Annotated in this window: 19 protein-coding genes and 1 pseudogene; 3 read left to right on the top strand and 17 right to left on the bottom strand. The window is 57.9% G+C overall.

The window, feature by feature from the left end:
- Window positions 1-21: 21 nt before the first annotated feature.
- The 16 genes from ACJJVH_RS29780 to ACJJVH_RS29705 all read right to left on the bottom strand — a co-directional run bounded on the left by ACJJVH_RS29780 (window position 22) and on the right by ACJJVH_RS29705 (window position 12149).
- Window positions 22-960, bottom strand: a complete 939-nt coding sequence (locus tag ACJJVH_RS29780) for a ketopantoate reductase family protein (RefSeq protein ID WP_113435070.1) — start codon at window positions 958-960, stop codon at window positions 22-24.
- Between the two features lie 36 nt (window positions 961-996).
- Window positions 997-1305 carry a TIM barrel protein gene (locus ACJJVH_RS29775; RefSeq protein WP_412066899.1) on the bottom strand — a complete coding sequence of 103 codons (309 nt, stop codon included), beginning with the start codon at window positions 1303-1305 and terminating at the stop codon, window positions 997-999.
- On the bottom strand, window positions 1245-1541 hold the full coding sequence (locus tag ACJJVH_RS29770; RefSeq protein ID WP_412066898.1) for a hypothetical protein: 297 nt from the start codon (window positions 1539-1541) through the stop codon (window positions 1245-1247). Before ACJJVH_RS29770 ends, ACJJVH_RS29775 begins: the two co-directional genes overlap by 61 nt.
- Window positions 1542-2033: 492 nt before the next feature.
- Window positions 2034-3023 carry a P-type DNA transfer ATPase VirB11 gene (gene virB11 / locus ACJJVH_RS29765; protein WP_113435072.1) on the bottom strand — a complete coding sequence of 330 codons (990 nt, stop codon included), beginning with the start codon at window positions 3021-3023 and terminating at the stop codon, window positions 2034-2036.
- Window positions 3024-3031: 8 nt separating this feature from the next.
- Window positions 3032-4204: a type IV secretion system protein VirB10 gene (gene virB10 / locus ACJJVH_RS29760; protein WP_113435073.1), complete on the bottom strand. Its 1173-nt coding sequence runs from the start codon at window positions 4202-4204 to the stop codon at window positions 3032-3034.
- A gap of 10 nt (window positions 4205-4214) precedes the next feature.
- Window positions 4215-5069, bottom strand: coding sequence for a P-type conjugative transfer protein VirB9 (gene virB9 / locus ACJJVH_RS29755; protein ID WP_162760950.1), 855 nt, complete (start codon window positions 5067-5069; stop codon window positions 4215-4217).
- Complete coding sequence (locus ACJJVH_RS29750; protein ID WP_113435074.1) at window positions 5066-5737, bottom strand: virB8 family protein; 672 nt, start codon at window positions 5735-5737, stop codon at window positions 5066-5068. Before ACJJVH_RS29750 ends, virB9 begins: the two co-directional genes overlap by 4 nt.
- A gap of 3 nt (window positions 5738-5740) precedes the next feature.
- The gene (locus ACJJVH_RS29745) at window positions 5741-6004 is read right to left on the bottom strand and encodes a hypothetical protein (protein WP_113435075.1); all 264 of its coding nucleotides are present in this window, start codon (window positions 6002-6004) and stop codon (window positions 5741-5743) included.
- Window positions 6005-6039: 35 nt separating this feature from the next.
- The gene (locus ACJJVH_RS29740; RefSeq protein WP_113435076.1) at window positions 6040-6975 is read right to left on the bottom strand and encodes a type IV secretion system protein; all 936 of its coding nucleotides are present in this window, start codon (window positions 6973-6975) and stop codon (window positions 6040-6042) included.
- A gap of 3 nt (window positions 6976-6978) precedes the next feature.
- The gene (locus ACJJVH_RS29735) at window positions 6979-7209 is read right to left on the bottom strand and encodes an EexN family lipoprotein (protein WP_112803332.1); all 231 of its coding nucleotides are present in this window, start codon (window positions 7207-7209) and stop codon (window positions 6979-6981) included.
- Complete coding sequence (virB5, locus tag ACJJVH_RS29730; RefSeq protein WP_113435077.1) at window positions 7206-7904, bottom strand: P-type DNA transfer protein VirB5; 699 nt, start codon at window positions 7902-7904, stop codon at window positions 7206-7208. Before virB5 ends, ACJJVH_RS29735 begins: the two co-directional genes overlap by 4 nt.
- Entirely contained in the window at window positions 7904-10303 is a 2400-nt protein-coding gene (locus ACJJVH_RS29725) for a VirB4 family type IV secretion/conjugal transfer ATPase (protein ID WP_412066897.1), read from the bottom strand. The genes virB5 and ACJJVH_RS29725 overlap by 1 nt, the downstream gene beginning before the upstream one ends.
- Complete coding sequence (locus ACJJVH_RS29720) at window positions 10278-10619, bottom strand: type IV secretion system protein VirB3 (RefSeq protein WP_113435079.1); 342 nt, start codon at window positions 10617-10619, stop codon at window positions 10278-10280. The genes ACJJVH_RS29725 and ACJJVH_RS29720 overlap by 26 nt, the downstream gene beginning before the upstream one ends.
- 4 nt (window positions 10620-10623) lie before the next feature.
- A complete protein-coding gene (locus ACJJVH_RS29715; protein ID WP_113435080.1) occupies window positions 10624-10929 on the bottom strand; it encodes a TrbC/VirB2 family protein in 306 nt (101 codons plus the stop codon).
- Window positions 10930-11610, bottom strand: coding sequence for a type IV secretion system protein VirB1 (locus ACJJVH_RS29710; protein ID WP_113435081.1), 681 nt, complete (start codon window positions 11608-11610; stop codon window positions 10930-10932).
- A gap of 2 nt (window positions 11611-11612) precedes the next feature.
- Complete coding sequence (locus tag ACJJVH_RS29705) at window positions 11613-12149, bottom strand: hypothetical protein (protein ID WP_113435082.1); 537 nt, start codon at window positions 12147-12149, stop codon at window positions 11613-11615.
- A gap of 92 nt (window positions 12150-12241) precedes the next feature.
- Between ACJJVH_RS29705 and ACJJVH_RS29700 the strand changes: the two genes are divergently transcribed.
- The gene (locus tag ACJJVH_RS29700; RefSeq protein ID WP_112803347.1) at window positions 12242-12595 is read left to right on the top strand and encodes a transcriptional regulator; all 354 of its coding nucleotides are present in this window, start codon (window positions 12242-12244) and stop codon (window positions 12593-12595) included.
- Between the two features lie 323 nt (window positions 12596-12918).
- A pseudogene (locus tag ACJJVH_RS29695) lies at window positions 12919-13196 on the top strand (thiamine pyrophosphate-binding protein); the annotation flags it as partial.
- On the opposite strand, the gene ACJJVH_RS29690 reads toward ACJJVH_RS29695, so the two are convergent.
- A complete protein-coding gene (locus ACJJVH_RS29690; protein WP_412066896.1) occupies window positions 13187-14116 on the bottom strand; it encodes a LysR substrate-binding domain-containing protein in 930 nt (309 codons plus the stop codon). The pseudogene ACJJVH_RS29695 and the gene ACJJVH_RS29690 overlap by 10 nt on opposite strands.
- A gap of 112 nt (window positions 14117-14228) precedes the next feature.
- Here ACJJVH_RS29690 and ACJJVH_RS29685 point away from each other — a divergent pair, with 112 nt between their 5' ends.
- On the top strand, window positions 14229-14693 hold the full coding sequence (locus ACJJVH_RS29685) for an Lrp/AsnC family transcriptional regulator (protein ID WP_112803351.1): 465 nt from the start codon (window positions 14229-14231) through the stop codon (window positions 14691-14693).
- The last annotated feature ends 10 nt before the right edge of the window (window positions 14694-14703 follow it).

Here is a 14703-nt window from a genome sequence, read left to right as displayed (position 1 = left end):
TCGTGACCGGGACGACGCTTCTCAAGTGGTCTTTCGCATCATTTCCAGCTCAATTCTGTGAATCGCTGCCGTGAGAGCTACATTGAGAGGTGTGGGTACGCCGACTTGCGATCCGAAACTTGCAATCGCACCGTTCAGGGTATCGACCTCCGTCTTGCGTCCGGCCGCAAGGTCCAGGCACATGGAGGAGGTGTGCTGGTAGCTGTGCACATCGGTCGCCTGCCGGACGTAGTTGACAGGATCATCGCCACCAGGAAGCGGGATACCCTTGGCCTTTGCGACTGCGATGGCTTCGATGCCGCATGCGATCATCGCCTGGCGAACGTCCGGAAGGTCGCCGGCTTGACGGTTCGGAAGGTTGAGAATCGTCGCAAGGGGGTTGGTCCCGACATTGACCAGTGCCTTCTGCCACTTCAGGGCGAGAACGTTTTCGTCGACCACGCAGTCGAAGCCTGCTTTGGAAAGCGCCTCGCCGAGACGGGTAGCGGCCGCATGGCCCGCGGGGAGCAGCCCACCTACAGCAATACCCGCCTTGGGGTTGGAATGCCTCACGCGGCCAGGGCTGACTACGTTGCCGCCGAAGTAGAGCGTACCACCCAAGGTCCGCTCTGGGCCAACGACCTCTGCGATAATCTCCTCGTTGCCGAGACCGTTCTGGAAGGAGATTACGGCGCCGCCTTCGGCTAGATGCTCATTGGCAATCGTCGCGGCCTCCCGCGTCACATGTGCCTTGACCAGGATGATGACGATGTCGAACCGCATGTCCCTATCGGGACGCTCGAACATCTTGACGGGTGCAGTGATGGTGCCTTCGTCGCTTTCGACAGTCAGACCCGACGCATTGGCCACATCACGGTGATCCTTCCATGTGTCGAAAAGCGTCGTGTCGATTCCAGCGTGAGCGAGGCGTGCGCCCACAATGCTTCCCATGGCTCCCGCGCCGATAATACCGATCTTCATCTCTGTGCCTTTCTATGGTCTCTGGTAGCTCGCCGATCAGCCGAAAATTGCCTTGAAGCGGCCGATGGCAGCCTGGAATCCCTCTTCGAAAATACCGCCTTCAGGGCGATAGACGCTCTCGTAGGAGATGACACCGTCGTAGCCATCCTCCTTGAGAGCCTTCGCAAGCGGCCAAAGCTGGTCGGCGAGGTTACCCTCACCGAGGTTGCGATTCTCGAGCGTTGCCTTTGGCGTATCGACGAAGACATCCTTCATATGGATGTGCCCGAGATACTTGCCGCGGATCAGCTCGTATCCGTCGGGGTAGGCGCGCTCATGCGCCCAGCAATTGTTGGCCGATCCCAAAGGACCTTGAAGTGGTCGCTGTCGATCTGGTCAAGAAGCTGCCGCGCCGTCCAGCAGGAGTTGATCATCGTCCCGATGCCCGTCTCGACGACAAGGACGACGCCTTCCTTTTCGGCTATGCGCACCGCCGGCTCGATCAGCGGCGCCAGGGCGTCGAAGGCACCCTTCGCGAGGTTCCACTGCTCCGCGCCGTTCTTGCCGAAGAGGACCTGCTCTTTTCGACCGCTGAATGTCACGTGCTATCAATGAGGTATTCCAGCTGATCTGCCCGCACCTGATGATCCGTCACCAGAAAACCCTCAACAACAAGGAGCGCCTCCTTGCATTCTTAGATGTATTTCGGTTCGATCAGGCCGAGAACCATTGTCTGCCGGAACCGTCCACATGCTGCGGTCGGAGCGCGATGACTGACGCCGACAGTAATCGGAACACCCGGCAACCAAGTTAGGCGGCGTTTCGCGCTACCGGCGAAGCTTAGAATGCGTGCCGATCAAAGCGCAGAAGATCTTGTGATATTGGTGCGATCGGGCGACATGTTCGGCGCTACCGTCTACGGCATGTATCTAGCGGCCTGCTCCTTAAATGCTCAAGAATCGCAAGGTATCGGCAGGATTGGATTGCTGCATGCTCAAATGACAGCTACGGCCCCGACAGCGGAGCATCCGTTGATCAAATAGAATTCCTTCGCGCATTAGAAGCCTCTCAGCGACGCTCACGAACTCAGCAAATCAGCGGCTAAAGTAGACTTCTGAAAGGCGAAACACTCCGTTGTCGCGCTTGCACTGTGCGACGACGTCGATGCCGGCCCGAAGCATAGTGAGAATATCCGTCCGATCCAGGCCTTTCCCGCCATCGGATTCCTTGACGAGGATCGCCAACTGCTCGAAAGCGAGTTCGGCCGAGTTCGCGTGGACGGTCGTGATTGAGCCAGGATGGCCCGAGTTGACATTTCGGATATAGTAAAACGCGGTTCCGTCGCGAAGCTCCTGAAGCAAGATCCGATCTGGCCGCATGCGAAGGCAGGACTCCAAGAGTTCCTTTGGGCCTGCCCTGGAAAGCCCCTGCCCTCCCTTCGAATAGAACAAACGTACATGATTCGGTTGCGAGATGAAAAGCTCTGGCGTGTCTTCGATCGAGATGACTCTCTCGTTCTCAGGAATGTGTTTGATGAGTGCTTTGGAGAGAGTCGTTTTTGCCGAACCCGTCGCACCGGAAATTATGATGTTCTTACGGGCGATAACTGCTTGTCGCAGGAAATCCTTGAAACGGCCGGCGCGGTAGATTTCGATGAGTTCTCCATCCAGCGACGACAAGCCCTCAGTCGAAGCACGCGTTTTTCCAAAAAATCCCCTCTCCTCAAGGTCATCGAGGCTGAAATCCACAGAGGACGGCTTTCGAATGGTAATACTTACGGTACCTTTTAACGTGGCCGGAGGAATGACGATCTGAATTCTTTCATCATTGGGAAGCGTCGCCGACAGAATTGGGCGCGTCTCGTCAATCGACTGATGCGAGAAACTGGCCACGGCCCGAGCGAGGCGCATGAGTTTTTCGAAGGTCAGTTCCGGCATGTCATGGGTCCGCCATCCACCGGGACCCTCCGTCAGCACCTGCCCAGGCCGATTGACAATCACTTCATAGAGTGAAGGATCCTGCAGATAGTTTGAGAGCGGCTTCAATAGTTCGCTGACAACGGCCGCATCCTGCCCCTCCGTCATTCCGCCCCCTATTTCGTGACAATCGTCGATCGCGGCGAAAAATCGCCGAAGACGGCCCGATCGAAAATCCGGTTCTTTGGCTCGGTCACCTGCAGGCGGTAGATTCCGGAGAAGTCCAGATCGCGAGCCACGAAGATTGAAACCAGTTCGCCCTGGTGCTTGTTCAGCGTCGGCGGGATATTGATTGATTGCTCGACCGCGATGGCCGCCGCCTGTTGGCCGGCGCTGGTGGTATTCTGAGCGCCGACGTCGCTGTCCTGAAGCTGGCTGCTGGCATAGCTTGTCGCGTCACCGACAATGGAGAGCAGGAGGGCGCTGCCGAACCGCTCCCACCAATGGGTATCAACATAGCCATCGACCCCCGCCCGACCCAGCGCATCGGTTGCAGGAGAAGCGAGCGTGACGATGACTCCCTTCGGGGTCTTCGCTCGGTTCCAGAGAACGAAGAGCCGTTTCTGTCCGCGTTGCAGTCCTCCGCGATATTCCCCCACGACCTGAGTACCCTTTTCCATCAGCACAACCCGACCGTTGTCCGAAAGGATGTCGCGGTTTATCACGCAACTGGTGAAGCCGGGCTGGTCGGATGCCAACGCGGTTTCAAGCACGCAAGGAATGGACGTCCCCATTGCGACAATGAAGTCGCGATTTCCAAGCGTACCGGCCCGCGAACCTTCGAGGCGGGTCGGCCGCAACAGACCGTCGAAACGCTGTTGGTCGTTACTCGATTGATTTTGCGCAGCCAAATTGTTGTCGAGCGGCACGAATTTCCCATTGTCCGGACTATCCGGATTATTGGCCTCCCGCCGCTCCTTCGGGTTTTTCTGCCCACTGCTGAAGGCCATCACTGGCGCTCGTCGAGCGGAATCCAGGAGTTTATCTTTTTCCTCGACGACAGGTTCGACAATGGGTGTGGGAAGCTTCACCTCCGGGATCGGCTGCGCCGGTTCTGCTTTTTCCTTGGCCGCCTCAAACGGATTGGTCTGGCGAATAACGACCCTCTCGGGCTGGCTGTTCTCGTCTTTCGCCTTCTTGCCCGTCGTCGACCAAAGGGCAAATCCTATGAACGCGACGATGGCGATGGCCACCGCGCCGCGCTTCAATAGCGGGTTGTTGTCGATGCGACGGCCAGTGACCGTTTCCGCGCGCTCTCCGGGAATGTGGCCTGTGTCTTCCTGCGTCATGATATTTCCCCTATTGCCCGGTTGCGTCAGTCTTGACGACGCGCTCGACAGACGGAGAGGTCGTGTTCGTATCCGGATTTATCCCGACCCGGTCATAGGCCTCATTGAAAACGCACAGCACATCTTTTCCGCGACGCAGAATGAACTTGCGGCTGATGGCGTGCACCATCACGAGGTTGCCGTCGACGGATTTGGGAACCAGGCTTTCGGAGCCGTCGGAATTTTCCATGTAGATCGCAGGCATCTCCTGGTTTCCAACAAAGGCGAAGGTGGTGATCTTACCGTTGTCGTAGACGCTCTGCGGCTCCAGTGCTTGCGTGCCCTGGGCAGAGTATCGCCAGTTTCGGGGTCCGTAAGCTTCATGGAGCGCGAGCACATTGTCGGCATCTTTTGCCTGAGTCGCGAGGGCCCTGGATGCTGCTTGCTGACGACGAAGTTCAGCCTCGTCTTCAGGATATCTGAATTTGACGTAAAAATAGGTGTTCTGCCCGGCCTCCACGGAACCGTCTCGCACTGTCAATTCCATTTGATAGCTGCGCGTCGAGCCATCTCGACGCGTTGTCACGACGGAAATGTTGGTCACCGGCTGGTTCTCGCGCGGCTTGAGGAACAAGATGTTACCAGCCGGAGCGACTTCCCAGGCGACGCTGTTTCCCAGCGCCACATGTGCGATCTCCTCGTCAGCCGCGAACTCGACCTGAACGGATGAACGCAGTGTGCCGACGATCCTTGTGATGTTGAAGGGCTGATAGTTCACGAAACGGACACGACTATCCTGAGACGCGCCGCGGGGTATCTCCAGCGCGAGGGTTGGCGAAGCAGCCGTTGAAAGGACGAGTGCGACGATCAGTGCTTTGCGCATCATCTCACCTCCTCCGGATCCGCGCGATAGTCGCTGACGACGAAGCCCAGTGGATTTACGAGCCGGTCCGTCGACGACATCGGAGCGTTGACATAGGAATAGGTCAGGGTAGCGACCCAATGCGTTGTCCGGACGTCGTCGCCGCGGGTGATTGTCCGCATATAGCGCACAGAGACAACATTCTGATTAATCAGGGAAATCGAAGCGATGTCGATTCTTGCTGTGGCCGCCCGACCATAGATGTTTTGAGGCGATTCCGCGTTGCTCCCGCGGTACAGCGCCGCGAACCGCGTCTGCTCGGCTTGCGTCGACAGCAAAGCGATGGTGCGGAAATTCTCCTGCGCCTCGCTCCAGATATAGCCCTCGCGGGCACGGACATATCTCGCCGCAAAGTACTTGGTGACGGCTTCATCGTAGGTGCCGGCCGTTGACGTCAATGCTGAGACGACATCCACGATGCCCGTCGAATTATCTACGCGAACGACAAAAGGCTCGACGGTCTTGAGGGGCGTGAGGCCCGCGACGGCAAAGACGGAAATGCCGGCGACGATGCCTGACGCGATGGCGATCAACCAGGCGATCCTGTTCGAGCGCTCGATCTGGATCATTCGATCCTGGTCGAAACGCCGAGCCTTGTCGAAATAACTCTTGAGACTGTCTGGAGATAGCATGTCTCAGCCCTCACAACGGCGATAGGAACGCTCGACGTCTAAACGAGCGAACGCCTCCGGCTCTCGCTTTTCTTCGGCGAAGGGCGTCATCGACGTTGGTGGCTTTGCCTCGGATTGCTGTTGTTTCAGCTTGGTGTCACCTTCCTCCCACATCGAGCGGTTCAGCGGGCGGCGTGAATAGCCATCGCATTTCGGCAACGGATAGCTCAGGGATGCGCAGCCGCCAAGAGTGGCCGCGATAACGAGCAACAGGGTAGGCTTGATCATTCAGGCAGGCCTTTTCTTATTCTTCGGATGAGATGTCATGCACCGGCGCTTCTCGATCCGAGGGCCCGACCGGCAAAGCGCGCGCCGCGCCCGATCATCCGGCCGGTGTACGACGTTCCGCGTGCCAACATGCCTTCATGGGCATCCCGTGCGGCGCCGTAGCCATACGCCAGCGACGCGCCCCCCGAGGCCAACGCCGAAGCAATGCCGGGGAGCTGGTAGAAGACATAGAGTGCAGCGATCCCGATGGCGCACAGGGCGATGGGGCGCATCAGAACGTCGCTATAGCTATCGATCGCGGTAAACGTCGAATCTATGCACGAGGTCAGCAGAGAACCGACAGCAACGACGAGTACCTGCAGGATGACGAAGTTCGCGAGCTGCCCGATCCAGGATTCAGTAAAGCGGCGTGTCGACTGAAACATGGCGAGCGCAATGAAGATGGGTCCGATGGCCAATACGATTGCCAGCGCTAGCCGGGCATAGAGGGAGACGACATAGCCGATCCCCGCAACGAGGAAGCTCACGCCGATCACCATCATCCCGCCGACGCCGGTCACAATATCGACGGGCCACGAAGCACGCGACCAGATATCGGTCGCAGACGCCTGGCCCTTATCGAGCAAGCTATCGAAGGTGCTGGCGCTCGGCGCTGCGCCCGAATTCAGGGCCTGTGCGATCTCACGGGGCAGAACATCGAAAAAGATGTTGGTGACGTAGGTCTGATAGTCGCCGGCGTTTTTGACCAGCATGACGATGATCGCCAGCTTTATCGCGCGAAAGGCAAAGTCGAGGATCGGTTCCTGGACAGAGCCTCGCAACACGAGATAGCCGTAGAGGATGACATAGAGCGTGACGGCGGCGGTTAGTGGACCCGTCACCCATTCGGCAATATTCGAGGTTCCATCAGAGACGAACGTCTCCAATGGTCGCTTGAACTGTCCGTCGATAAAGTCGAACACCTGGTACATGTGTCAGCCTCCAAGCGCCTTGCGCATGTTCTGGAGGCGGAGCTTTCCATCGGCCGCTTCCGCGTTCCGGCAATTCGCCGTGTTGCGCAGCTCACCGGGATTGTCCCTGCACTCCGTAACGGTTCGCTTCAGAAGTGCGCCATCAGACATGAATTCATCGACAGTGTAGGTCCGCTCGGCGTCTTCCGAGCAGGAAGCCAGCACCACAAGTGTGATGATGAAGATCGACCTCATTGCAGCGCCGCCTTCATCGCATCCATGCGCTGGCGCCAATCTTCGGCTTTGCGTTGTTCGTCGACCTGGTTCTGGGCTTGCTGGACCATCCGCAACCCTTCCATGCGCAAAACATCGGTCTGGAGGAAGGCTTGCTCGGCCTGGAGCCGCGCCTGCAGGTCAGCAATTTCCTTGGCGCCACTGGCAGTCGAGATCTTTTGGCGAAGCTCATCGATGCCATCTATTCGCTTCGTCGCAGCATCATAGATCTGCTGACCGAGGCTCATTTGGCCGGCATTCTTGTTCTGGATCCGCGACAATTCCTTCGCGTAAAAATCATCGGCGTTCGTACGATAGGTCGAATTGCTGTCCAAAAATTTCGACGCGGAATCGCCGAACACGCCGCTGCCATTGCCCTTCAGCAAACCCTCGATGGCGGCGAAATCTGGCGGAAGTGCCTTGCGGATCGCGGGATCATTGAGAACATTGGCAATGTCCGCCATGTCTGTCAGCTTATTCAGCGATCCATAGAGCTGCTGGGCCTGCTCGATCTGCTGATTGAGCGCATCGAGCTGCGATTTGAGTTGCGCGATGCTCTCGATCTGCTTGGCGATCGCTGTCTGGTCGATGACGGGAATCCCCTGCCCTGCCGCGCCATTGGCGGCAAGAATGAGAGCCGCCGCGAGCAATGTGCCGTGAAGTCGATAGGAAGCCATCAGCTTGCACTCCTTCGCTGCTGAAAAACGGGAAGCCAGTTCTTGACGTCGTCCCCCACCTCCGCACGGATCGCGTCGACAAGTTCGACATTTGCGGTGCGGCCAGAGAGGATTGCAAGTTCATCATCGAAGCCGTTGAGGTCGAGTTCGGCGACGACGCTGTTGTGACCCTGCTTCAAGACGAACCTGCGGCTCTCGACAGAGAGTTCGCGAGCAATCAGTTCGAACTCCGGCTCGGTGAGCTTGAACCCGTCGACATAGTCGGCGCGGTTCCCCCGAGAGTTGGGCAAGAAGATCTGAGTCGGGCATTGTTCAATGATCGTGTGCGCGATGGGCGAGATCAGTGCATCTCGCGGGCTCTGCGTGGCAAAAAGCATCAAACCGTTCTGCTTGCGGATCGTCTTCAGCTTGTTCTGTGCGAGATCGCGAAAGCCCTCGTCCTGGAGCGCTTTCCAGAATTCGTCGATGACGATGATAATCCGGCGACCATCGATCAGCTGCTCGACGCGATGGAACAAGTAGGCCATCAGCGGCGTGCGGATCTCCTCGTTATCGAGAAAGTCGGTCATGTCGTAACCGATGAACTTGCCGGAGCCGCCGAAATCGCCAAACCCGATATCCTCGATGAGGTTGTCGAAGACCCACCCGAGCGGCCCTCCCCTCTCCCATCGGCGCAGGCGCGCTGCAATCCCTTCGGGGTCGGTGTTATTGAGGAAGGCTCTGAGAGCGCTGATCGTGCGTTGCTCGACGGGCAGGTCGGCAAGTCCATCGATGGCGCCAGAGATGTCGCGAAGTTCGGTGACGGTCAGCTCCCGCGTGCCCGAACCCGCAAGCTTGCCGATCCAGCGCGCCAGGAACACCTTGTTCTCTGGTGTCAGGTCGAGGGCCTTGAGGGGAGCGCAGCCGGTGGGGACACCGTTCTTGAGCGGCAGGTAGGAGCCGCCAGCGGCGCGGACATAGAGGTCCGCGCCGCGGTCCTTGTCGAAGAAGACGACATGCGGATCGTGCTTCTCGAGCTGCGACAGCATGAAATTTACGATCACGGTCTTCCCGGCGCCCGATGGGCCGCACATAAATGTGTTGCCAAGATCGCCGTAGTGGAAATTGAAATAGTAGGGTGAACCTGATGCCGTCTTGAGCAAAGCGACAGCAGGTCCCCATTCATTCCCATCCTTCTGACCGATCGGATAGGAGTGGAACGGCGACAGCGCCGCGAAATTCTTCGAAGAGATCGCTCCCGACCGCGCACGATACCGGAAGTTGCCCGGGAGCTGTGCCCACCAGGCGGCCTCGAGACCGAGATCCTCGCGAGCCACCACTGCGCCGCCGTTCGTGAGGCCGGCGCGGGCCTTCGCGAGATTGTCCGTCAGTTCCTTCACGGTCGCTGCAAAGACGGAAAGCGTCATGTGGTGTTCACCGACGACGAACCGGTTGGACTCCAAATCGTCCATCGCGTCGTCGAGCTCGTCGATCTGTGAGGCTGCCTTGTCACCGCTGCTCACCAGCTGGTTCTGCTTTCGCCCCATGATGACGCGAGCGTCCGCCTTCGATACGAAAGAGAAGGACTGAGAAAGAACGAATTCAAATGGGCTGGTGAGAACGGCGTTGAGCATGCCCGTCCTGGTTCGAGCCGGATATTCCTTGAAACTCAGCATGCCGGCATATCGGCTAGCCGCCTCATGGCGGATCTCAATTGTTTCGCGACCGATGATCACACGATCCGAATAGATCGCCGAGGAAATGCGACCGTCGGTCAGCGGTAGCGGTTCACGCCGTCCGCCGACAAGCTGGTGCAGTACCTCGCTCGGTTCAGAAAAAAGCATGCCGTCCTGCTCATAAATTGAGAGCACACGAGGTTCGAAACGCTTCAACCCCGCGGTGACGTCGACGACTTTGTCACGCAGCTGTTTCAGGGCTTCTTCGTCTAGCTCAAGGCCACCGCGCTTTGCCCGACGCAGTCTTGAAAGCAGCTTGACCGCCTTGTCGGCTGGATCGTGAGGCGGCGACCAGAGAATGCTCAGATAGAGATCGTTGCGAAACAGATCCTCGCCCACCATGCGATCGCGGTACTTCTCGTTGAGTGTAGCCGAGAATGGCGTGGCAAATGTCCCATCCGGGTAGTCGCTGTCCCGGCGTCGAATGAGGTGCGTCCAGAGGGCGAGGCGCTCATCGGAGATATTCCGATAGAGAGTATTCAGGTCTCGATGGAGAGCGTTGAGATCCAGCACGTCGGCTGTTTCGAAGGAGACGCCCTCGAGCGCGACCATGACCATCAGGTTTCGGGAGTCGAGACCGATAGTCGTCTCGTTGATGTGACGCACGTACGGAATAAAGGCTTCGGGCAACAGCTCGCGCGATCGGAGGGTATTGAGCTTAGGCAAATCCGATATCCCTTTCATCAAAGCGACGAGCCAATCTCAACGGCGAGAGCGTTGCTCCGCCCCAGTAGCCGCTGTTGCGTGACCGGCCGCGCGTCTCGACCCATGCCACCAGGATCCGGAACATGTTGTGGTCATGTTTGACGAGTGCTTGAAACACGAAGTGGAAGACCACGCCCACGAGCGCATAGGCGACCGAACCGGCGGCCAGGTAAAAGATCGTCGTGGCCATGACGTTCAGCCCCATGGCCTCCATCGTCACGCCCGCGATCATCGCTGGTCGGGTGCAGGCGATGAACAGCGTATCGTCTTCGAGTGTGGGTTGGTCGGCCACCATTCCGTCAGCCCCCGACGATGGTGCCAACGAGCTCGGATGCGCCGGCGATGACGCCAATGCCGATAATCCAGTAGCCCGCCCGCCGCAGGTCCATGTAGCCAAACATCCAGGCGATCGCGATGACGATCACCGCGATCGTCGCCAACAGCTTGAAGATGTTGCCAGTGAGCAGAGTGACGATGTTCTGAAGGATTGTCTCGATGCCCGCGCCGGCGGCTTGGGCGAAGGCAGGCTGGGCCAAGGTCGCGACCATGACTATTGCCATAACGGAAGAAGCTGCGATTGGTCGGAAACGGGAATTGGGTTTCATTCACTGTTCTCCTTGAGAGCTTTGAAAGACCAGAACGGATGAACGGCGCCGGGTATGGAAAACATCCCACGTCGGGACCAGCGAAACCGCGTCGGGTTCGTTCGATGAGTTTTCCGCCACCACTTCAGCGACGACATCGGTCGGAGGAAGTCCGGTGGGAGTGTTGTCCCCCCTCCCCTCCCCGTCGTCGCTGATCGTCAGCCGGGCAGTGGTCGGTCCCAGTCGTTTGATTTCGCGGCGTACCTGTTCATCGTAGTTGACCATCGCCCCGACAGAGGGATCATCTCGGCCGTAGTAGGATTGCAGCATGATCTGCTCCGCCCTCGCTGGCGCGGCCCCCTCTTTCGTCGCAAGGCGGTAGTAACCATCGAGCAACGTCGCTGTAGCCTTCAGATTGAGACAGGGGTCGAAAGCGTCTGAAATGGATAGGTTCAACCGGCGCAACTCGTCTAATCCGATCCCCCCAAGGCCCAACTGGACGTCCTGGCGTTCGGCCGCCAACGAGGTGGCGAGCTCGATCGCCTCGGCCTTCGTAGCAAGCTGGCTCTTGGGAGGAGCGCCGCTGTTGATCCGGATATTGAAGGGGGCGAACCGGCTCTCGAGGCTGACAACGCCTGCAAGGGTTTCGGACGCAACGAAGGGTGCGCAGGTCTGTGCAAGGTCGATAAAGCTTATGGGCATGATTAGAACCACACCCTCTGCTTGCCGACACCGTCGATGGTCACATCTATGTATCGTGGTTTATCGCGGACCAAAGGACGTTCGACGGTGTACGCCATGCACTGTGTGCGGCCATTGTCGCGCTGCCATCGAGGTGACATCACAGAATTGTTCGAGCTACCACCGTCCCGATCCCAGGAGCAGAAGGTGCCACTAACAATCTGCAGTGCCGTAGAAATGCATGTCGCCTCACTTCCTCGCGGGCCGTAGCCGGTTGAAAGACGGTGGTCTGCGTTGCAGAAGTATGGTTCATACTTCGGCTGAGAGCTTCGGAACCCGACGCCGCTGCAAGTGGGGAAGGAATGTCCCCTGGCGAGAGACCGCCAAAGTTTCTCGATCGGGGGCCCGCACTCGGCGTATTGCGTTGGGCTACCCGGGTTCGATAGGCAAAGGATAACTTGGCATCCCCAATCATCAGCGCGAGCACTCCGCTCCGAAATCGTGTAGAGTGAAGCGAACCCAAACGCTGCGATAACAATTCGAAAGAAAAGGCTCTTCATGCCCCCTACCCTCCGGTTTTTCCAATGTCAGCTTGGCTTGAAAGCGACTCGCCTCAACGCCATTACTATGCAAATAATAGATAGTTAAATCGATGGCAAGCAATTTGAGCGACCGATGGCAAAGCCAAGCACTATCTGTTTTCGCAGTGCGTGAAATTCTGGAGAAACCGATCGAGGGTGAATCGGCGCAGTCCCGTATCAAGCAGATCGGGATGATGAACATCCTGTACATGATGCATCAAGCCCATGAGAAGCTAACCTTATCAAATATAATAGAAATTACCGGAATGACGCGCGGCGGCGTTATCGAGACCATGGACCTTCTTGTCCAGCGGGGAATACTTCTCGAAACCCTTGGACGGAACTCGATGGGACGCGGGACAGCCCGGCAATTTCAATTCGCTCCTGGGGTGTTCGAGAGCTTGCGCGCCGTGGTTGGCGATTGACAAACGCAGATTTTAGTTAACATAATATATAATGTTATCTGCAAACGGACCAGCCTTAGCCGCACCCGGGCCCGACGGGCGCGGCGCGTGGCCAGGTCCCTGCCACATCGTCGATTCGGGGCCTGGTTTGTATCCACGTCGCCGCCTTGGCCAGCGTATGTGATCTGAACGGTCAGCGAGATATCGGAAAGCATGAATAACAGCAACGCAATCAGGCGATCGCGACCCCATCACCTCTTTTCGCGGCCGAGCCTGAGAAATTCATGCGCTATGGAGGGAGTTGGATGCGCTCCACAAGGCCTAGCCGCAACCGGACGGTCTTCCATCGGCTCAAAGGCCATAATCAGTGCTTTGGCGTGGATTTTCTGGCGCCGCGCGGTCAGGCAACCGCGGAGGCCTATGGTCTCAAGGCATAGACAGCCAAGACGGCTTCGCAACTCGATGGCGCGCTCGCAGCCGCCTTTGCTCACGACGACGGGCTGTGCTTTATCGACATTCACGTCGAATCCATCGCAGACCGGATACCGCCGGTCTATTCCTGGCTATTGAAGCGAGGAGAAGATCCGCTCGAGCTGAAGCGGTGGAAAAAACCTATTTTTGATCCAAGGGATACACGAGAGGCAGGAATTGCCACCGGCGCGTGAATTCGGTCGCGAACCAATCGCGAAAGATCCGCACATTGGCCGAGTTCATCCGTGCCTGCGGGAAACAGAGATAGAAGCCTTCCCCCGATGTCTGCAGCCTACTTAAAGCGGGCTGCAGAATTCCTGCCGCGAGTTCGGTGCGCACATGGAGCTCGGGAACAACCGCCAGCCCCATGCCGCTAATGGCGCATTCCAGGATCATATCGAAGTTCGGCAAGCGCGGACCGTAGATGCGACTCTTGTAGTGTACGCCCGCCCCCCGCAGCCAATGCAGCCACAGGCTCGGGCGACTGGAATTCTGGATCAGCGGGTATTCCAGTAGCGCCTCGTCATTCGGCAACCCTCCCGATGGCACCAGCTTCGGCGCACCGACCACGATCAACTCCTCGTCGAAGAGCAATTGGCTGCGCGCTCCGCTCCAATTGCCCGTGCCGCGTAGAAATGCCAGATCCAGCTCGGATGCCGGGAAATCGAGATCGTGGCGGCAGGGATAGACCTCGAACCATGTTTGAGGATGCGCGGCTGCAAAGGCGGTCAGCATCGCCGCACCCCACCGCCGCATCAATGTCGGCGGAAAGCCGATTTTCAGCATGCTCTGCGCCTTTCGACCGCGGACGGCATCGATGGAGACATCTTCCAGCTTGTCGAGGAGGCGCGAAATCTCATCATAATAACGCGCGCCCTCCTCCGTCAGGATCAGCTTAGGTCCGGCTCGCTCGAACAGGGTAAGACCAAGAAAATCCTCAAGGTTTTTTATCTGCCGGCTGATGCCGCTTTGCGTGATCCCCATGTCCTCTGCAGCCTTGGTAAAACTCAAGTGACGCACGGACGCATCGAATGCATGAAGGGCGCTCAAGGATGGCAGAAAACGGCGCATGACGAAACTCCTATTGATCAGCATGAATAAAAGTCATGAAGAACCCATTTTTCAATGCTTTTCTTTGGGAAAGTTTAGCCCCAGTCTTCCCGCATAAAAAAGTGGGAACGACATGGACTACGGCGACAGCATTGACCGCAATCTGCTCAGCATCCTGGAGGAAAACGCACGCGTGACAGCCAGTGAATTGGCGCGACGTGTCGGTCTCGCGCGCTCAAGTGTCCAGGAACGTATCGAGCGATTGGAACGTCGCGGCGTCATCCTTGGCTATCGCGCGATCGTGGGTCGCCGTGAAATTGATCAAAGCGTTTCAGCCTATATCTTCATCACCACCGCCCTGCGCGCCACGCGAAGGCTGTTTACGGTATTGCGTGGGTATCCCGAGATCTCGACCGCCGATGCGATCAGCGGCCCGGCCAACATTCTCTGCCGTGTGAACGTCAATTTTTTGGAAGATCTGGAAGCGCTCATCGAAGAGCTTGCGCGGATCGAAGAAATCGAAAGTGTGACCTATTCGGTCGTGCTTTCCAACAAAATCAATCGCGAAAACGCATTGATCGCCCGCAAGGCGCAATAGGGAATGAACA

This window comes from Rhizobium sp. SYY.PMSO (genome assembly GCF_046840415.1).
Classification (GTDB): domain Bacteria; phylum Pseudomonadota; class Alphaproteobacteria; order Rhizobiales; family Rhizobiaceae; genus Rhizobium.
The sequence above is the reverse complement of the archived record's forward strand: the minus strand, read 5'-3'. Positions and strand labels throughout refer to the sequence as shown.

What these genes read in the sequence shown, in the direction of transcription:
- ACJJVH_RS29780 (WP_113435070.1), bottom strand. Translation starts at nt 960, where the DNA reads ATGAAGATCGGTATTATCGGCGCGGGAGCCATGGGAAGCATTGTGGGC.
- virB11 (WP_113435072.1), bottom strand. Translation starts at nt 3,023, where the DNA reads ATGACGGAGGGGCAGGATGCGGCCGTTGTCAGCGAACTATTGAAGCCG.
- virB10 (WP_113435073.1), bottom strand. Translation starts at nt 4,204, where the DNA reads ATGACGCAGGAAGACACAGGCCACATTCCCGGAGAGCGCGCGGAAACG.
- virB9 (WP_162760950.1), bottom strand. Translation starts at nt 5,069, where the DNA reads ATGATGCGCAAAGCACTGATCGTCGCACTCGTCCTTTCAACGGCTGCT.
- ACJJVH_RS29750 (WP_113435074.1), bottom strand. Translation starts at nt 5,737, where the DNA reads ATGCTATCTCCAGACAGTCTCAAGAGTTATTTCGACAAGGCTCGGCGT.
- ACJJVH_RS29745 (WP_113435075.1), bottom strand. Translation starts at nt 6,004, where the DNA reads ATGATCAAGCCTACCCTGTTGCTCGTTATCGCGGCCACTCTTGGCGGC.
- ACJJVH_RS29740 (WP_113435076.1), bottom strand. Translation starts at nt 6,975, where the DNA reads ATGTACCAGGTGTTCGACTTTATCGACGGACAGTTCAAGCGACCATTG.
- ACJJVH_RS29735 (WP_112803332.1), bottom strand. Translation starts at nt 7,209, where the DNA reads ATGAGGTCGATCTTCATCATCACACTTGTGGTGCTGGCTTCCTGCTCG.
- virB5 (WP_113435077.1), bottom strand. Translation starts at nt 7,904, where the DNA reads ATGGCTTCCTATCGACTTCACGGCACATTGCTCGCGGCGGCTCTCATT.
- ACJJVH_RS29725 (WP_412066897.1), bottom strand. Translation starts at nt 10,303, where the DNA reads ATGAAAGGGATATCGGATTTGCCTAAGCTCAATACCCTCCGATCGCGC.
- ACJJVH_RS29720 (WP_113435079.1), bottom strand. Translation starts at nt 10,619, where the DNA reads ATGGTGGCCGACCAACCCACACTCGAAGACGATACGCTGTTCATCGCC.
- ACJJVH_RS29715 (WP_113435080.1), bottom strand. Translation starts at nt 10,929, where the DNA reads ATGAAACCCAATTCCCGTTTCCGACCAATCGCAGCTTCTTCCGTTATG.
- ACJJVH_RS29710 (WP_113435081.1), bottom strand. Translation starts at nt 11,610, where the DNA reads ATGCCCATAAGCTTTATCGACCTTGCACAGACCTGCGCACCCTTCGTT.
- ACJJVH_RS29705 (WP_113435082.1), bottom strand. Translation starts at nt 12,149, where the DNA reads ATGAAGAGCCTTTTCTTTCGAATTGTTATCGCAGCGTTTGGGTTCGCT.
- ACJJVH_RS29700 (WP_112803347.1), top strand. Translation starts at nt 12,242, where the DNA reads ATGGCAAGCAATTTGAGCGACCGATGGCAAAGCCAAGCACTATCTGTT.
- ACJJVH_RS29690 (WP_412066896.1), bottom strand. Translation starts at nt 14,116, where the DNA reads ATGCGCCGTTTTCTGCCATCCTTGAGCGCCCTTCATGCATTCGATGCG.
- ACJJVH_RS29685 (WP_112803351.1), top strand. Translation starts at nt 14,229, where the DNA reads ATGGACTACGGCGACAGCATTGACCGCAATCTGCTCAGCATCCTGGAG.